The organism is Micromonospora sp. DT41 (assembly GCF_049841715.1).
GTDB lineage: Bacteria > Actinomycetota > Actinomycetes > Mycobacteriales > Micromonosporaceae > Micromonospora > Micromonospora profundi.
Window position 1 is genome coordinate 116,864 of sequence record NZ_JBNCKU010000014.1, and the last position, 14,747, is coordinate 131,610.

General features: G+C 70.8%; 11 protein-coding genes. 6 read left to right on the forward strand and 5 right to left on the reverse strand.

What is annotated here, in order from left to right; genetic code table 11:
* Window positions 1-191 precede the first annotated feature (191 nt).
* Genes ACLQ23_RS24370 through ACLQ23_RS24385 form a run of 4 tightly spaced genes read left to right on the forward strand, consistent with a single transcriptional unit; the run spans window position 192 to window position 5,597 of the window.
* On the forward strand, window positions 192-1,376 hold the full coding sequence (locus ACLQ23_RS24370; RefSeq protein WP_355588852.1) for an extracellular solute-binding protein: 1,185 nt from the start codon (window positions 192-194) through the stop codon (window positions 1,374-1,376).
* On the forward strand, window positions 1,373-2,371 hold the full coding sequence (locus ACLQ23_RS24375) for a carbohydrate ABC transporter permease (RefSeq protein ID WP_355588854.1): 999 nt from the start codon (window positions 1,373-1,375) through the stop codon (window positions 2,369-2,371). Before ACLQ23_RS24370 ends, ACLQ23_RS24375 begins: the two co-directional genes overlap by 4 nt.
* Entirely contained in the window at window positions 2,368-3,234 is an 867-nt protein-coding gene (locus ACLQ23_RS24380; protein ID WP_355588856.1) for a carbohydrate ABC transporter permease, read from the forward strand. Before ACLQ23_RS24375 ends, ACLQ23_RS24380 begins: the two co-directional genes overlap by 4 nt.
* A 38-nt stretch (window positions 3,235-3,272) precedes the next feature.
* A complete protein-coding gene (locus ACLQ23_RS24385) occupies window positions 3,273-5,597 on the forward strand; it encodes a glycoside hydrolase family 3 N-terminal domain-containing protein (RefSeq protein WP_355588858.1) in 2,325 nt (774 codons plus the stop codon).
* 87 nt (window positions 5,598-5,684) lie between these two features.
* Here ACLQ23_RS24385 and ACLQ23_RS24390 read toward each other — a convergent pair whose 3' ends face one another.
* Both ACLQ23_RS24390 and ACLQ23_RS24395 read right to left on the reverse strand, forming a co-directional pair.
* Window positions 5,685-6,545: a PhzF family phenazine biosynthesis protein gene (locus tag ACLQ23_RS24390; protein WP_355633051.1), complete on the reverse strand. Its 861-nt coding sequence runs from the start codon at window positions 6,543-6,545 to the stop codon at window positions 5,685-5,687.
* 58 nt (window positions 6,546-6,603) lie between these two features.
* Window positions 6,604-7,401 carry an aminoglycoside adenylyltransferase domain-containing protein gene (locus ACLQ23_RS24395; RefSeq protein WP_355588861.1) on the reverse strand — a complete coding sequence of 266 codons (798 nt, stop codon included), beginning with the start codon at window positions 7,399-7,401 and terminating at the stop codon, window positions 6,604-6,606.
* An 88-nt stretch (window positions 7,402-7,489) separates the two neighbouring features.
* Here ACLQ23_RS24395 and ACLQ23_RS24400 point away from each other — a divergent pair, with 88 nt between their 5' ends.
* Window positions 7,490-8,440: a nucleoside hydrolase gene (locus tag ACLQ23_RS24400; RefSeq protein WP_355588863.1), complete on the forward strand. Its 951-nt coding sequence runs from the start codon at window positions 7,490-7,492 to the stop codon at window positions 8,438-8,440.
* A 52-nt stretch (window positions 8,441-8,492) separates the two neighbouring features.
* Here the strand turns inward: ACLQ23_RS24400 and ACLQ23_RS24405 are convergent, their stop codons facing one another.
* The 3 genes from ACLQ23_RS24405 to ACLQ23_RS24415 form a co-directional block, all read right to left on the reverse strand.
* Window positions 8,493-9,677 (reverse strand): cellulose binding domain-containing protein, encoded by a 1,185-nt coding sequence (locus tag ACLQ23_RS24405; protein ID WP_355588865.1) that lies wholly within the window; start codon window positions 9,675-9,677, stop codon window positions 8,493-8,495.
* Window positions 9,678-9,918: 241 nt separating this feature from the next.
* A complete protein-coding gene (locus ACLQ23_RS24410) occupies window positions 9,919-10,941 on the reverse strand; it encodes an acetylxylan esterase (protein WP_355588867.1) in 1,023 nt (340 codons plus the stop codon).
* 55 nt (window positions 10,942-10,996) lie between these two features.
* Entirely contained in the window at window positions 10,997-12,031 is a 1,035-nt protein-coding gene (locus tag ACLQ23_RS24415) for a LacI family DNA-binding transcriptional regulator (protein ID WP_355588869.1), read from the reverse strand.
* 312 nt (window positions 12,032-12,343) lie between these two features.
* On the opposite strand from ACLQ23_RS24415, the gene ACLQ23_RS24420 reads away from it, so the two are divergent.
* Entirely contained in the window at window positions 12,344-14,746 is a 2,403-nt protein-coding gene (locus ACLQ23_RS24420; RefSeq protein WP_355588871.1) for a glycoside hydrolase family 3 N-terminal domain-containing protein, read from the forward strand.
* Window position 14,747 lies beyond the last annotated feature (1 nt).

A 14,747-nucleotide genomic window follows, 5' to 3' on the forward strand; every position in this document is an offset into this window, starting at 1 on the left:
TCAAGTTACGTGACTGTAAAACTTCGCCGCAGGCCGAGTACCGCGACTGAGTAGTCGAGGAGACATCGATGGCAATGAAGCGCCGCGCAGGTGCCGTTCTGGCAGTACTAATGACAAGTGTTCTCGTAGTCGCCGGGTGCAGCGGCGGCGGCGAAGAGGCAGCCCCTCAGAGCGAGCTGTACAAGGACCCGGTGACCCTGACCTGGTGGCACAACGCCTCACAGGACGGGCCCGGCAAGACCTACTGGGAGAAGGTCGCCAAGGACTTCTCCGCGCTCCACCCGACCGTCAAGATCGAGATCGAGGCGATCGAGACGAACCAACTCCAGCGCACCCGGCTCCCCGCCGCGCTGCTGAGCAGCGACCCGCCGGACATCTTCCAGGCGTGGGGTGGCGGCGAGATGGTCGAGCAGGTGGAGGCCGACTACCTCAAGGACATCACCGACCAGGTCAAGACCGAGGTCGGCAGCATCGGTAGCGCCGCCGAGATCTGGCAGGTCAAGGGCAAGCAGTACGGCCTGCCGTTCCGGATGGGCATCGAAGGCGTCTGGTACAACAAGGACATGTTCGCTCAGGCGGGCATCGCGGCACCGCCGACCACCTTCGCAGAGCTCAACGACGCAGTCACCAAGCTCAAGGCGATCAACGTCGTCCCGATCGCGGTGGGCGCCGGTGACAAGTGGCCGGCGGCGCACTGGTGGTACAACATGGCGCTGCGTGCCTGCTCGGTCGACACGCTCAAGAAGGCGTCCACCGACAAGGTCTTCGACGACCCGTGCTTCGTCAAGGCCGGCCAGGACCTGAAGGCGTTCATCGACACCAAGCCGTTCCAGCCCAACTTCATCGCCACGCCGGGCCAGAACGACCCGACCAGCGCCAACGGCATGCTCGCCAACGGCAAGGCCGCGATGGAGCTCATGGGTGACTGGAACCGCGGCACGCTCGACACCGTCGCCACGGACAAGGCGAAGCTCGCCTCGTTCCTCGGCTGGTTCCCGGTGCCGGCGATCGAAGGTTCCCCGGGTGACCCGAAGGCGGCCCTCGGTGGTGGCGACGGCTTCTCCTGCGCCAAGAACGCCCCCGCCGAGTGCGTCGAGTTCCTCAAGTACATCGTGAGCCCCGAGGTGCAGAAGGGCTACGCCGAGACCGGCACCGGCCTGCCTGTGGTCAAGGGCGCGGCCGACGGTGTGACGGACCCCGCGCTCAAGTCCATCCTGGAGGCCACGGCCAACGCGAGCTACGTCCAGCTCTGGCTGGACACGGCCTACGGCAGCACCGTCGGCACCGCGATGAACGACGCGGTCGTCGCCATCTTCGCGGGTAACGGGACTCCTGAGAAGGTCGTCTCGGCGATGAAGGCGGCCGCAAGCAAGTGACCTCCGCCAACCAGATCCGTACGTCCGCCGGCGACGCTTCCGCGTCGCCGGCGGGCCCCCACCGCGCGGGGCGTCCATCCGCCCGCCGAGCCGACACACGCCGCAAGTGGTACGAGATCATCGGGCTCACCGCGCCGGCCATCGCCGTCTACGTGATGTTCGTGCTGGTGCCGATGGGCTTCGCGGTCTACTACAGCCTCTACCGGTGGCGTGGCGTCGGGCCCCCCACCGAGTTCGTCGGCCTGCGGAACTACACCCTCGCCTTCCAGGACCCGATCTTCCTGGACGCGTTGCGCAACAACGCCCTCATCGTGTTCGGGTCGCTGCTGATCCAGGGCCCGATCGCCCTGGCCATCGCCCTGCTGCTCAACCGCCGATTCCGTGGGCGCTCCGTGTTCCGCCTGCTGGTGTTCGTGCCGTACGTGCTCGCCGAGGTCACCGTCGGCATCATGTGGAAGCTGCTCCTGACCGGCGGCGGCACTGTCGACGCGATGCTGGAGTCACTGGGACTGGGCGGTCTGGTGCGGCCCTGGCTCGCTGACCTGGACCTGGTCATCTGGACGCTGCTGGCCATCCTCACCTGGAAGTACGTCGGCTTCGCCATCATCCTGCTACTCGCCGGGCTGTCCAACGTGCCCGACGAGCTGACCGAGGCAGCGGCCATCGACGGCGCCAGCTGGTGGCAGATTCAACGGCACGTCACGATTCCGCTGCTCGGCCCGACGATCCGGATCTGGATGTTCCTGTCCATGATCGGCTCACTGCAGATCTTCGACATGATCTGGGTGACCTCGGTGCCCGCAGTGCGGTCGCTCGGCGCGTCGGCCACCATGGCGACCTACATGGTGGACAACGGGTTCTTCGCCCGCTTGTGGGGCTACGGCAACGCTGTGGCTGTCATCCTGTTCGCCATCTCCTTCGTGGCGGCACTGCTGTTCCAGCGGTTCCTGCTCCGCCGCGACATCGAGGGCGCCATCACCGGAAAGGTGAAGTGACGATGGCTGTGAACTCCGTTCCCTCTCCGTCCGCCGGGCGCCGTCAGGTGTCCTGGGGCACGCCGCTCACCTACGCGCTCGCGCTCGCGATCGCGGCCGTGTCGATCGCCCCGGTCGTCTACGTGGTCATCGGCGGCTTCCGCACCACCCCGCAGATCGTCGCGAACCCGGCCGGCCTGCCCGACCCGTTCGTCTGGGACAACTACGCCAGGGTGCTGACCCAGAGCAACTTCTGGCAGCAGGCGTTCAACAGCGCGGTCATCGCCCTCGGCACCACACTCGCCGTCGTCGTGCTCGGGCTGTCCGCCGCGTTCGTGCTCGCCCGCTACAGCTTCCGTGGGCGCGAAGGGCTCTACACCTTCTTCACACTCGGCCTGCTGTTTCCGGCCGGCGCGGCGATCCTGCCGCTCTACCTCATGCTGCGGGACCTGAACCTGACCAACTCGTACTACGCGGTCATCCTCCCGCAGGTGGCCTTCTCCCTGCCCCTGACGATCGTCATCCTGCGGCCCTTCCTGGCAGCGATCCCGAAGGAGTTGGAAGACGCCGCCGCCATCGACGGTGCGAGCCGGCTCGGGTTCCTCTGGCGCATCGTGATGCCGCTGTCGCGGCCCGCGCTCGTCACCGTCGGCGTCCTGGCGTTCGTGGCGAGTTGGAACGCGTTCCTGCTGCCGTTGCTCGTCCTCAGCGACGTCAGCCTGCACACCCTGCCGCTGGGGGTGCAGAACTTCTCCAGCCAGTACACCACCGACACGGCAGGCGTCCTCGCCTTCACCTCGCTGGCGATGCTTCCGGCGCTGCTCTTCTTTACGCTCGCGGAGAAGCAGATCGTCGGTGGCCTTCAGGGTGCGGTCAAGGGCTGAGCGGCAGCGGTACGAGCACAACCAGAGGAAGGCACAGCATGACTGAGGTCCACGCACTGGTGGACGGGCCGGCGCCGGCCCAAGCAGGTCCGGACCACGGTCGACCGAATGGGCACGACGGCGGGGCACGCGTACGCGATCTCCTCGGCCGGATGACGATCGAGGAGAAGATCGCTCAGATCGTCGGCTTCTGGGAGAAGGAGGACGGCGAGGCCGTCGCGCCGTTGCAGGGGGAGTTCGGCGAGGACGCGAAGCTCGGGGACTTCTCCCGGCACGGGCTCGGTCACCTCACCCGCGCCTACGGCACCCGCCCGGTGGACGCGGCGGCACGGGCGTCCTGGCTGTGGAAGTTCCAGCGGGAGCTTGTCACGGGGACCCGGCTCGGCATCCCGGCGATCGTCCACGAGGAGTGCCTCACCGGGCTGTCGGCGTGGAAGGCGGCCACCTTCCCCACGCCGCTGGCCTGGGGCGCCGCGTTCGACCCCGAACTGGTCACCGAGATGGCCGCGGCGATCGGCGCCTCGATGCGGACCCTGGGTATCCACCAGGGGCTCTCTCCGGTGCTCGACGTCATCCGTGACCCCCGCTGGGGTCGGGTGGACGAGTGCATAGCCGAAGATCCGTACCTGGTCGGCACCATCGGCACGTCGTACGTGCGCGGGCTGCAGTCGCAGGGGGTGCACGCCACCCTCAAGCACTTCGCCGGCTACTCCGCGTCGCAGTCGGGGCGCAACTTCGGCCCGGTGCACATGGGCCGCCGGGAGTTGGCCGACGTGCTGCTCGTCCCGTTCGAGATGGCGATCCTCGACGGTGACGCCCGCAGTGTCATGCACTCGTACGCCGAGATCGACGGGGTGCCCGTCGCCGCCGATCCGACGATGCTGACCGGCATCCTGCGCGACGCGTGGGGCTTCGACGGCACGGTGGTGGCCGACTACTACGGGGTCGCGTTCCTGAACCTGCTGCACCACGTGGCGGGCGATCACGCCGAGGCGGCCGGCCAGGCGCTGACGGCAGGTGTCGACGTCGAACTGCCCACCGGCGACGCCTATCTGACCCTGCGGGAGTCGGTGCGGGCGGGTCGGATCGACGATGCGCTCCTCGACCGCGCGGTGCTGCGGGTGCTGCGCCAGAAGCAGGACCTGGGTCTGCTCGACGCGACGTTCGACGACGAGCCACCCTCGGCGATCGACCTCGACTCGCCCGAGCACCGGGCGATCGCCCGCCGGCTCGCCGAGGAGTCGATCGTGCTGGTCACCAACCGGGACGCGCTGCCGCTGCCGGCCGGGCGACGGGTGGCACTCATCGGCCCGAACGCCGACCGGCAGGGCGCGCTCTTCGGGTGCTACTCCTTCCTCAACCACGTCCTCGTCCAGCATCCCGGCGTGGAGACCGGCATCGAGGTGCCCACCGTGCTCGACGCCGTACGGGCCGAGTTCGGCGACGATCTCGTCACCTGGGCACGCGGCTGTGACGTGGACACCGACGACAGGTCCGGCTTCGACGAGGCGGTCGCCACGGCCGCCGCCGCCGACGTCGCGGTCCTGGTCGTCGGCGACCACGCCGGCCTCTTCGGGCGCGGCACGGTCGGCGAGGGCTGCGACAGGGACGACCTGGAGCTGCCCGGCGTCCAGCGCGACCTGATCGAGGCGGTGCAGGCGACCGGTACGCCCGTCGTCCTCGTGCTGCTCACCGGCCGGCCCTACGATCTCGGCTGGGCGCTCGCGGGCTGTGCGGCGGTGGTGCAGGCGTTCTTCCCGGGCGAGGAGGGCGCCGGCGCTATCGCGGGGGTGCTCTCCGGGCGGGTCAACCCGTCGGGCCGGCTGCCGGTCACCCTGCCCGGGTCGGCCGGCGCGCAGCCGTACTCCTACCTGCATCCCACCCTCGGTGAGGGCAACGAGGTGACGAACCTGCCGGCGACGCCCGTGGCGCCGTTCGGCCACGGCCTGTCGTACACGACCTTCGCGTACACCGATCTCACGGTGCCCGCCACGGTGCCCACCGACGGGGCGGTGGCCGTGACGGTGCGGGTGACGAACACCGGCGCGGTCGCCGGCGACGACGTGGTCCAGCTCTACGGTCGCGACCTGGTCGCCTCGGTGACCCGGCCGGTGGCGCAGCTGCTCGGCTACCGGCGGGTCCACCTCGCACCGGGCCAGTCCGTCACGGTCGAGCTGACGGTCCCCACCACCCGCCTGGCGTTCTCCGATCGCAGCTTCACCCGCGTCGTGGAGCCCGGCGACATCGAACTCTGGGTCGGTACCAGCGCGCAGCGTGCCACCGAGGCGGTGACCACGCTTGTCGGTGACACCATCGCGGTCACCAACGCATCCCCTCGCTGGAGCACCGCCGACATCCGCTGAGGCCGGTCCGCCGACGCCTGGGGGACGTCGGCGGACCGCTTCGGACGTCCGGCGTTGCTGACCCGGACCGACGGGCGTGAAACCAGGTCAGGCCCCGCTCGTCAGGACGTCAGGGAGGGCGACGGCGGTGCCGGTCACCGCGATCCCGCTGCCGGTTTCGGCGGGGATCCCTACCGCGAGAAGGCTTGGACGGCCCATGTCGTCGCCCTGCCGCACGGTGACCGTCGCGGGCGGGTTCACCAGGTGCAGCTCGCGCAGGTAGCCACCCAACGCCGCAGCCGCCGCACCTGTCGCGGCGTCCTCGACGACGCCACCGGGTGGGAACGGGTTGCGCGCATGGAACACCAGCGGCGATTCGCGGTAGACCAGGTCGATGGTTGTCCAGTCGCGCTCGGCCATCAGACTGCCCAACGCCGCCATGTCGTAGTCCAGGTCGGCCAGGCGCTGCCGGCTCGCGGCGGCCACGATGGGATGCCATGCTCCGGCGAACGCGATCCGCGGCGGCATCGTCGGGTCGAGGTCGTCCAGCTTCCAGCGCAGCGCGTCGAGCAGCGCCGCGAGGTCGCCATGGGCGATGGGTCTGCTCTGCGGTTCGACGCTGATCAGCGTGGCGGTGGTGGTCCCGTCCGCCCGTACCTCGGTGGTGACCTCGACGAGGCCGGCGCGGGTGTCCAGACGCAGGGCTCCCGGACCGTGCCGCTCGGCGTAGGCGACTGCCGACGCGATGGTCGCGTGACCGCAGAAGGGAACCTCTGCCTTCGGGCTGAAATAGCGCACCGTGAAGTGCCCATCGCGGCCGGACGTGAGGAATGCCGTTTCGGAGTACCCGACCTGGGCCGCCACCCGCTGCATCTGCGCGTCGTCGAGCCCGGTGGCATCGAGGACCACACCGGCCGGGTTGCCACCGGCTGGATCGGTGGTGAAGGCGGCGTACCGCAGGATTTCCATGATCGGATTCTAGCTCCGGCCGGCATCAGCGTCGGCGCACCGCATCACCATGACGAGATCATCGGGGAAGACCGGCATTGGTGGCTGGTTCCGAGGCCAGGATGGTGGAGCTGATCTCGTGCACGAACGTGTGGATGTCGTCTGCCCTGTCGGTGTCGGTGTCGGTGTCCTTGCCGCCGTCGTACCACCAATCGCGCGCCCAGGTGATCAAGCCGTCCCACTGTGGAAGGTCGGCGATGGTCAAGTCGGCGGCCCGTCGCTTGGACAGTTGCCGGCCGTTCTGAAGACGGTGCAGGGCCCGGCAGAGGGTGAGTACTGCGTAGGACTGGGCGCCGGGGGTGGTCATCCGGGTCACCCAGATCGGCCAGTCGCGGACGTGCTCCAGCAGAGCCGACCGGACGAGGTCGGGGGCGACGGCGGGTAGCAGTGCGACGGCTGCGGGCCCCACGAGCACGCGGCCGTGATCGCGGACGGCCGACCAGGTGACGACGCGATGGATGGTGGCGGGTAACAGGTGCAACGATTCGCCGGGACTGATCCGGGCGATGGCGTGGGTCTGGCTGGCACGGCCGTGCGCGGCATCGCGCGTGGCGCCAAGGGACACGTACTCCACCTCGATCCGGCCGGCCCACTGCGGGTGCCGTCGACCAAGGTCCGCGTGCAGTTCGGCGAGCACGGCGAGCAGCGTCTCGTCCGGGTCGCTGTCGAGTACCGCGAGCAGATCAAGGTCGCTGCGATCCGGGGCGAAGTCGCCGGCGACCAGTGAGCCGTGCAGGTACAGGCCCAGAAGCGTGCGGGACAGCGAGGCACTCCACGCGTCACGAAGATCGGCGAGAACCATTTCGGGCGATGCCATCAGGTCATCCTCCGCTGCGGACCGTCCGCCCCACCACCGAGTAATTCCGATCGCCGGGCGGCGATGTTCAGGCGATAGGGTCCTGCGCGTGACTCGCACAGTGTTGCTCGACTGCGACCCCGGCATCGACGACATGGTCGCCATCCTCACGGCGGTGGCCAGCCCGGAGGTGGAACTCGTCGGGGTCACCACAGTGGGCGGCAACGTCGGAATCGACATCACCACCCGCAACGCGCTGGACGTGCTCGCGCTGGCCGGCCGGGCCGACATCCCCGTTGCCCGTGGCGCGGGCCGCCCCTATCTGCGGTCGCCGGGCGACCGCACCGCGTCGGTGCACGGGGACCGGGGGTTGGGCGGCATCACGCTGCCGACCTCCGCCGCCGGCCCGGTCGACGCCACCGCGCTGGAGTTGATCGTCGAGACGATACGCGCCTGCGCCGAGCCGGTGACGCTGGTGTCGACCGGACCCCTGACGAACGTGGCGCACCTGTTCGCGGTGCACCCCGAGGTGGCGTCGCGGTTGGCCCGGCTGGTGGTCATGGGCGGCTCGATCGGCGCCGGCAACCGGACTCCGGCCGCCGAGTTCAACATCTGGGCGGACCCGGAGGCCGCCTACCGGGTGCTCACCGAACCGGGGTTACCCCGGCCGGTGCCGACCACGCTCGTCGGGCTGGACGTCACGTACCGCACCACCTACGGCCCGGACGACCTGCGGCGGCTCCGCTCGGCCGGCAGCGTCGCCGCTCTCTGCGCGGACGCGCTCGAGTACTACCTCGCGGGGTACCGGCGCGACCACGGCATGGACGCCGTGCCGCTGCACGACCCGCTGGCGATGGCGGAGGCGATCCGGCCGGGTTTGGTCACCGCCGAGCCGGCGTTCGTCGAGGTGGACACCACGACCGGGCCGAGCCGCGGCAACACCCTCGTGGACCTGCGTGGCCTGCTGAGCCGACCGACGACCGAGGTGGCGGTGGACGTCGACGTGCCGTCCGCGTTGGAGTTCATCACCTGTCGGCTGGCGTCGCTGACGATCAGGTGAGCTGGACGCGGTGCCGGGCAGCCGTTGCCGCCCGGCACCGCGACCCGGTGTGTCAGGCGACCGCGCAGGCGGCGCCGTTGAGGGTGAAGGCCGACGGTCGGCCGGCGTCGCCGGTGTGGGTGGCCTGGAAACCGATGTCGACGGCCGTGTTCGGGGCGATAGTGCCGTTGTAGGAGACGTTGCGTGCGGTCACCGCACCGCTGGTCGGGGAGTACGTGGCGTTCCAGCCGCCCGTGACGGTCTGCCCGCTCGGCAGCGTGAACGCCAACGACCAGCCGTTGATCGGCGCGCTGCCGGTGTTGGTCACCGAGATGGCCGCCGTCAGGCCGTTGTTCCAGGCGTTGACCGTGTACGAGACCCGGCACCCACCGGCCGGCGGGGGCGTGCTCGGCGGGGGAGTCGTGGGCGGGGCGGTGGTGGGCGGGGGAGTCGTGGGCGGGGCCGTGGTGGGCGGAGGTGTCGTGGGCGGCGTGTCACCGCCGATGCTGCCGGGCACCGCGCGGAGCGCCGTGTACCAGGCATCGGCCATCTTGCGGTAGCCGGTGGCGTTGGGGTGGACGCCGTCGGCGAGGTCGCTCAACGTCAGGGCGCGGTACATGTCGACAAGGTGGACGCGCTTTCCGGCGGCGGCTCTGGTCTGGACGATCCCGGGGATCGCCGCGTTGTATCCGCGCACCTGGTTGTCGGCGCCCGACTTCGGGACGATCGTCGCCACGAACACGTCGGCGTTCGGCGCGTTGTTGGTGATCTTGTCGACGAGTGCGGCGAGCCGGCCCGGAGCGCCGGACGTGTCGCCGTACATGTCGTTGGTGCCGATGTGCAGCAGCACCGTCCGGGGGGTCGTCGCCCGCAGCCAGTTGACGACGTTGGCGTCGATCTGGGCGATCGTCCAGCCGGAGTGGCCCTCGTGGTCGTGGTCACCGAGGCTGGCCGGGCCGTTGAACTGGGAGCCGACGAAGTCGACACGGTATCCGCCGCTGGTGAACCGCTGCCAGAGTTCGATGCGGTATCCGCCGGGGACGTTGAAGCCGTCGGTGATCGAGTCGCCGAGCGGCATCACGCGTACCCCGCCGTTGGACTCGGCGCTGGCGGGCATCGTCGCCACCGGGACGGCGGCGGCGACGGCCGCGACGGCGGCCAGGGCCGCCCACCACAGGCGGGCCCGTCGGGGCCTCGGCGTCGTGGCGGTGGTCGCGGGTGTCGGGGGGACAGGGGGTCCGAGGTGCGGAGCGTTCATGTGGGCTTCCTCCGGTGGTGGGGGAGTGTGCGTCAGCGACGGCGCCACCATTTCGCGGTACGCGTGCGAGAGCTGGCGCGTACGACCAGGAACCCGGACGTCAGCACTTGTCGTCGACGGGCCGGCTGCGACGGATCGACGAACCGCGACGGAGGTGTGCCCTGCACCCCGTCGGACGCACGATAGCGTGTTATCGCTAACAATGGCAATCGACCGACGTCTTTGCGAGCGGGCTGGTTCGTCAGCCCGCGCCGGCTGTCGCGGCCGGCCGGCGCGCCGAGGCGAGCGTCGACGCGAGCCAGCGCAGCTGCCGCCGGACGTGGACTGCCTCACCGCCCTCGTGGCCGTTGAACGGGTAGACGTGCATCTCGCGCTCCGGTGGGGTGGGCCGACCGGTGGCCGCGCCGTACTGGTTGTAGGCGGCGAAGCCGGTGCTCGGCGGGCACACCGTGTCGCGCAGGCCGACCCCGAAGTGCGCCGGAGCCGTGGCCCTGCGGGCGAAGCTCACTCCGTCGACGTAGGACAGCGTGCGCCGCACGGCCTCCTCGGCCTCGCGGTGCACCGACAGGTAGCGCGCGATCTCCCCGTACGGCGAGGCGTCGGTGAGCGAGACGGCCCGCTGGACGTCGCAGAGGAACGGGGCGGTGGTCAGCACCGCCGCGAGGTCGCCGACGAGACCGGCCACCGCCAGGGCGAGACCGCCGCCCTGGCTGTTGCCGACCACGGCGACCCGGCCCGCGTCGACCCCGGGCAGGGCGCGGGCGGCCTCGACGGCCCGGACGGCGTCGGTGATCAGGCGACGGTAGTGGTAGTCGTGCGGGTCGAGTATTCCCCAGGTGGCGGGCCACGGGCCGCCGGGCGCGCCGTGCGGGTCGGTGGTGTCGCCGGCGCCGTACTGCCCGGCCTGCCCCCGGTTGTCCATCAGCAGGTGGGCGTACCCGGCGACCGGCCAGGTCAGCCGCTCGTGCGGTAGGCCCCGGCCGCGCCCGTAGCCGGCGTACTCGACAACCGTGGGCAGCGGGTCCAGCACGCCCGCCGGGCGCGTGTACCAGGCCCGCACCGGGTCGCCTGCGAAGCCCGCGTACGTGACGTCCCACGAGTCGAGCAGTCGCAGGTCGGTGGGCTCCGGTCGGACGTCCACGAGCGCCGGTCGGGCGGCGGCCTCGGTGAGGGTGTCGCGCCAGAACCCGTCGAAGTCGTCGGGCTCGACGACGGTGGGCGCGTAGCGCCGGAGTTCGTCGAGCGCGGAGGTGAAGTCGGTCATGGCTCCTCGTGGGTCCGGGGGCGCGGATCGGGGCGGTTGTCGCGGCGGCGTGGGGTCAGCGCGGGTGGGCCGGCGGGGCGGTGCTCTCCCGCACGATCAGCTCGGTCACCAGGTCGATCCGGCTGGTCGCCGGCTCGTTGCCCTTGGCCAGGTCGAGCAGCATCTGGGTGGCGATGCCGGCCATGTCGCCCAGCGGCTGGTTGATCGTGGTCAGGGCGGGGTCCGTCCAGGCCGAGACCGGCAGGTTGTCGTACCCGATGACCGAGAGATCCTCGGGCACTCGCAGGCCGCACTTGCGGGCGGCCCGCAGCACCCCCATGGCCTGGATGTCCGAGCCGGCGAAGATCGCCGTGGGCCGGTCCGGCCGACTCAGCAGTCGCAGGCCGTGGGCGTGCCCGGCATGCGCGGAGAAGCTTCCGTAGCAGACCAGCTCGCGGTCGACGGTGACCCCGGCCTCCTCGTGGGCGGAGTGGAAACCGGCGGCGCGGGCCCGGCTGCACAGCATGTCGGGTGGCCCGGAGATGACGGCGATCCGCCGATGGCCCAGCTCCAGCAGGTGCCGGGCGGCCAGCAGACCGCCGTTGAAGTTGTTGGAGCCGACGGTGGGCACCGAGGCGGAGGTGGCGCTGTCGGTGTCGACGACGACGAACGGGATGCCCTGCCGCCGCAGGTGCTGCTGCTGGCTGTCGGTCAGGTGGCAGAGCACCAGCAGTACGCCGAGCGGACGGTCGGCGAGCAGCGCGTCCATCCATCGCGACGGCGGTCGGTGCGCACCGTCGAGCTGGGACACGGCGAGGCCGATTCCGGCGGCGGCGGTCACCGCCTCGGCCCCGCGCAGGATCTCCAGTGCCCAACCGGTGTCGAACTCGTGGAACACCAGGTCGATCCGGCGTTGGCCGGTCGACGGCCGTCGGTTGCGGCGCTGGTACTGGTGGCGGTCGAGGCTCGCCTCGACCCGGGCTCTGGTGGCGGGCGCGACATCTTCGCGCCCGTTGAGGACCTTGGACACCGTCGCGACTGACACGCCGACGTCGTTGGCGATCGTCGCGATGGTGGAGGCCTGTGGGCCGAGCGGGCGGTGCTCTGTCATCGCAGCCCCATACAGCATCCGAAAATTTCGGACGACCATAACACGACTGATCGGACGGCCTGGCGCACGCCATTCGGTATGTTCGATGCCTTGTTCCGGTGTGTCGGTCGGCAGCGGATCGCGGAGGTTCGGTGTCACCGGCTGGATGGCCGAGTCGGCCATCGACGCATCGAAGGTCTTGACACGCTCAGACGGTGCACTTAGGTTGCCGAAAAGGTTACGCGGGTTTCCGGAAAGTTTCGGCTCGTGGTCGCCCGCCACGGAACCGTCCCACGGGGGTGCGGGACGTGGCCGGAGCTAAGGGGTCTCGGCATGAGAAGTAACGTGCCCGTCGACGGCGCACCGGCGGCGTCCCGCGACGTCACGCCCTGGCGCGACGCACGGCTGTCGCCAGCCGAACGGGCCGAGGCGCTGCTGCCGCAGATGACGCTTGAGGAAAAGCTCGCCCAGCTCGTCGGGGTGTGGGTGGGCGCCGACGCGTCCGGCGAGGGCGTCGCTCCCCACCAGGCCGACATGCTCAACGAGCTGCCGCCGTGGAGCACCGTCATCCGGTACGGGCTGGGTCAGCTCACCCGACCGTTCGGCACCGCACCCGTCGACCCGGTACGCGGCGCGCGATCGCTTGCCGCGTCCCAGGCGCAGATCGTGGCGGCCAGCCGGTTCGGCATCCCGGCGCAGGTGCACGAGGAGTGCCTCACCGGTTTCGCCGCCTGGCGGGCCACCGTCTACCCGACCCCGCTGAGCTGGGGCGCCGCCTTCGACCCGGAGCTTGTCGAGGAGATGGCCGCCCAGATCGGCCGGTCGATGCGCGCCGCCGGCGTACACCAGGGGCTCGCACCGGTCCTCGACGTCACCCGCGACTACCGCTGGGGACGTACCGAGGAGACGATCGGCGAGGACCCGTACCTGGTGGGGACTACCGGCGCGGCGTACGTGCGAGGGCTGGAGAGCACAGGCATCGTGGCCACCCTCAAGCACTTTGCCGGATATTCGGCCTCCCGGGGCGGGCGCAACCTCGCGCCGGTGCCGATGGGCCGCCGGGAGTTGGCAGACGTGATCCTGCCGCCGTTCGAGATGGCGCTACGGCTCGGCGGTGCCCGCTCCGTGATGCACTCGTACGCCGAGATCGACGGCCTGCCCGTCGCCGCCGACGAGGAACTGTTGACCGGGCTCCTGCGCGACGAGTGGGGCTTCACCGGCACCGTTGTCGCCGACTACTTCGCCATCCGGTTCCTGCAGACCCTGCACGGGGTGGCCGAACGCTCCGCCGACGCCGCCGGGCTCGCCCTGCGCGCCGGAATCGATGTCGAGCTGCCCACAGTGGACACCTTCGGCGACCCGCTGTTGGCGGCGGTCCGCGCCGGCGAGGTCGACGAGGCGCTCATCGACCGGGCGCTGCGACGTGTGCTGATCCAGAAGATCGAGCTCGGCCTGATCGACGACGGCTGGCAGGATCTGCCCGACGACGTGGCGGGCCTGCGCCTCGACGACGAGGCCAGCCAGGACGTCGCGGTACGCCTGGCCCGGGAGTCAGTGGTGCTGCTGCGCAACACCGGTGTGCTGCCGCTGCCGGCCGGTCGTCGGGTCGCGCTCGTGGGCCCGGTCGCCGACGATCCGATGGCAATGCTCGGCTGCTACACCTTCCCCAACCACGTGGGCGTCAAGCACAGCGAGTTCGAGATGGGCGTCGACATCCCCACGCTCCGCGACGAGTTGGCCCGGCACGTCCCGCAGCTCAGCTACGAGCCCGGCTGCGCCATCACCGGCGAGGACACCTCGGGCATCGCCGCCGCGGTCGCCGAGGCCACGGCCGCCGACGTGTGCGTGCTCGCCGTCGGCGACCGGGCGGGAATGTTCGGCCGGGGCACCTCCGGTGAGGGCTGCGACGCCGTCGACCTGACACTGCCCGGAGTGCAGACAGACCTGGTCCGCGCCGTGCTTGCCACCGGCACACCTGTCGTGCTGGTGCTGATGACCGGCCGGCCGTACGCGCTCGGCCCGGAGTTCGACGCGGCGGCGGCAGTGGTGCAGGCGTTCTTCCTCGGCCAGCGGGGCGGGCAGGCGCTCGCCGAGGTGCTCACCGGCGTGGTGAACCCGTCCGGGCGGCTGCCGGTCAGCGTGCCCCGCGACGCGGGCGGCCTGCCGGGCACCTACCTGGCGCCACCGCTGGGGCACGCCAACCAGGTGTCCTCGATCGACCCGACGGCCGCCTACCCGTTCGGCCACGGGCTGAGCTACACGACCTTCGACTGGTCCGACGCCTCGGTCGTCGGTCAGGCCGGCGAGGCGTACTCCGATCCCACCAACCCGGTCACCTGGCCTGTCGACGGCGAGGCGCGGGTACGCGTCACGGTCCGCAACACCGGCTCCCGAGCCGGCGTCGATGTCGTGCAGCTCTACCTGCACGACCCGGTGGCGCAGACCACCCGACCGGTGACACGGCTCGTCGGCTACGCCCGGGTGCCGCTGGGGCCGGGCGGGGCTGCCGACGTGACGTTCGACGTACCCGCCGACGTCACGTCGTTCACCGGGCGGTCCGGGCGGCGCATCGTCGAACCCGGCGCCGTCGAGCTGCGGCTCGGCCGGTCCAGCGGCGAAACGGTGGCCGCCCTCGCGCTGCGGCTGACCGGCGCCGAACGCCAGGTGGGCCACGACCGGGAACTGCTCACGTCGGCGCGGATCGAGCACCTCCTGGCCGTTCCGCACTCCGCATAGG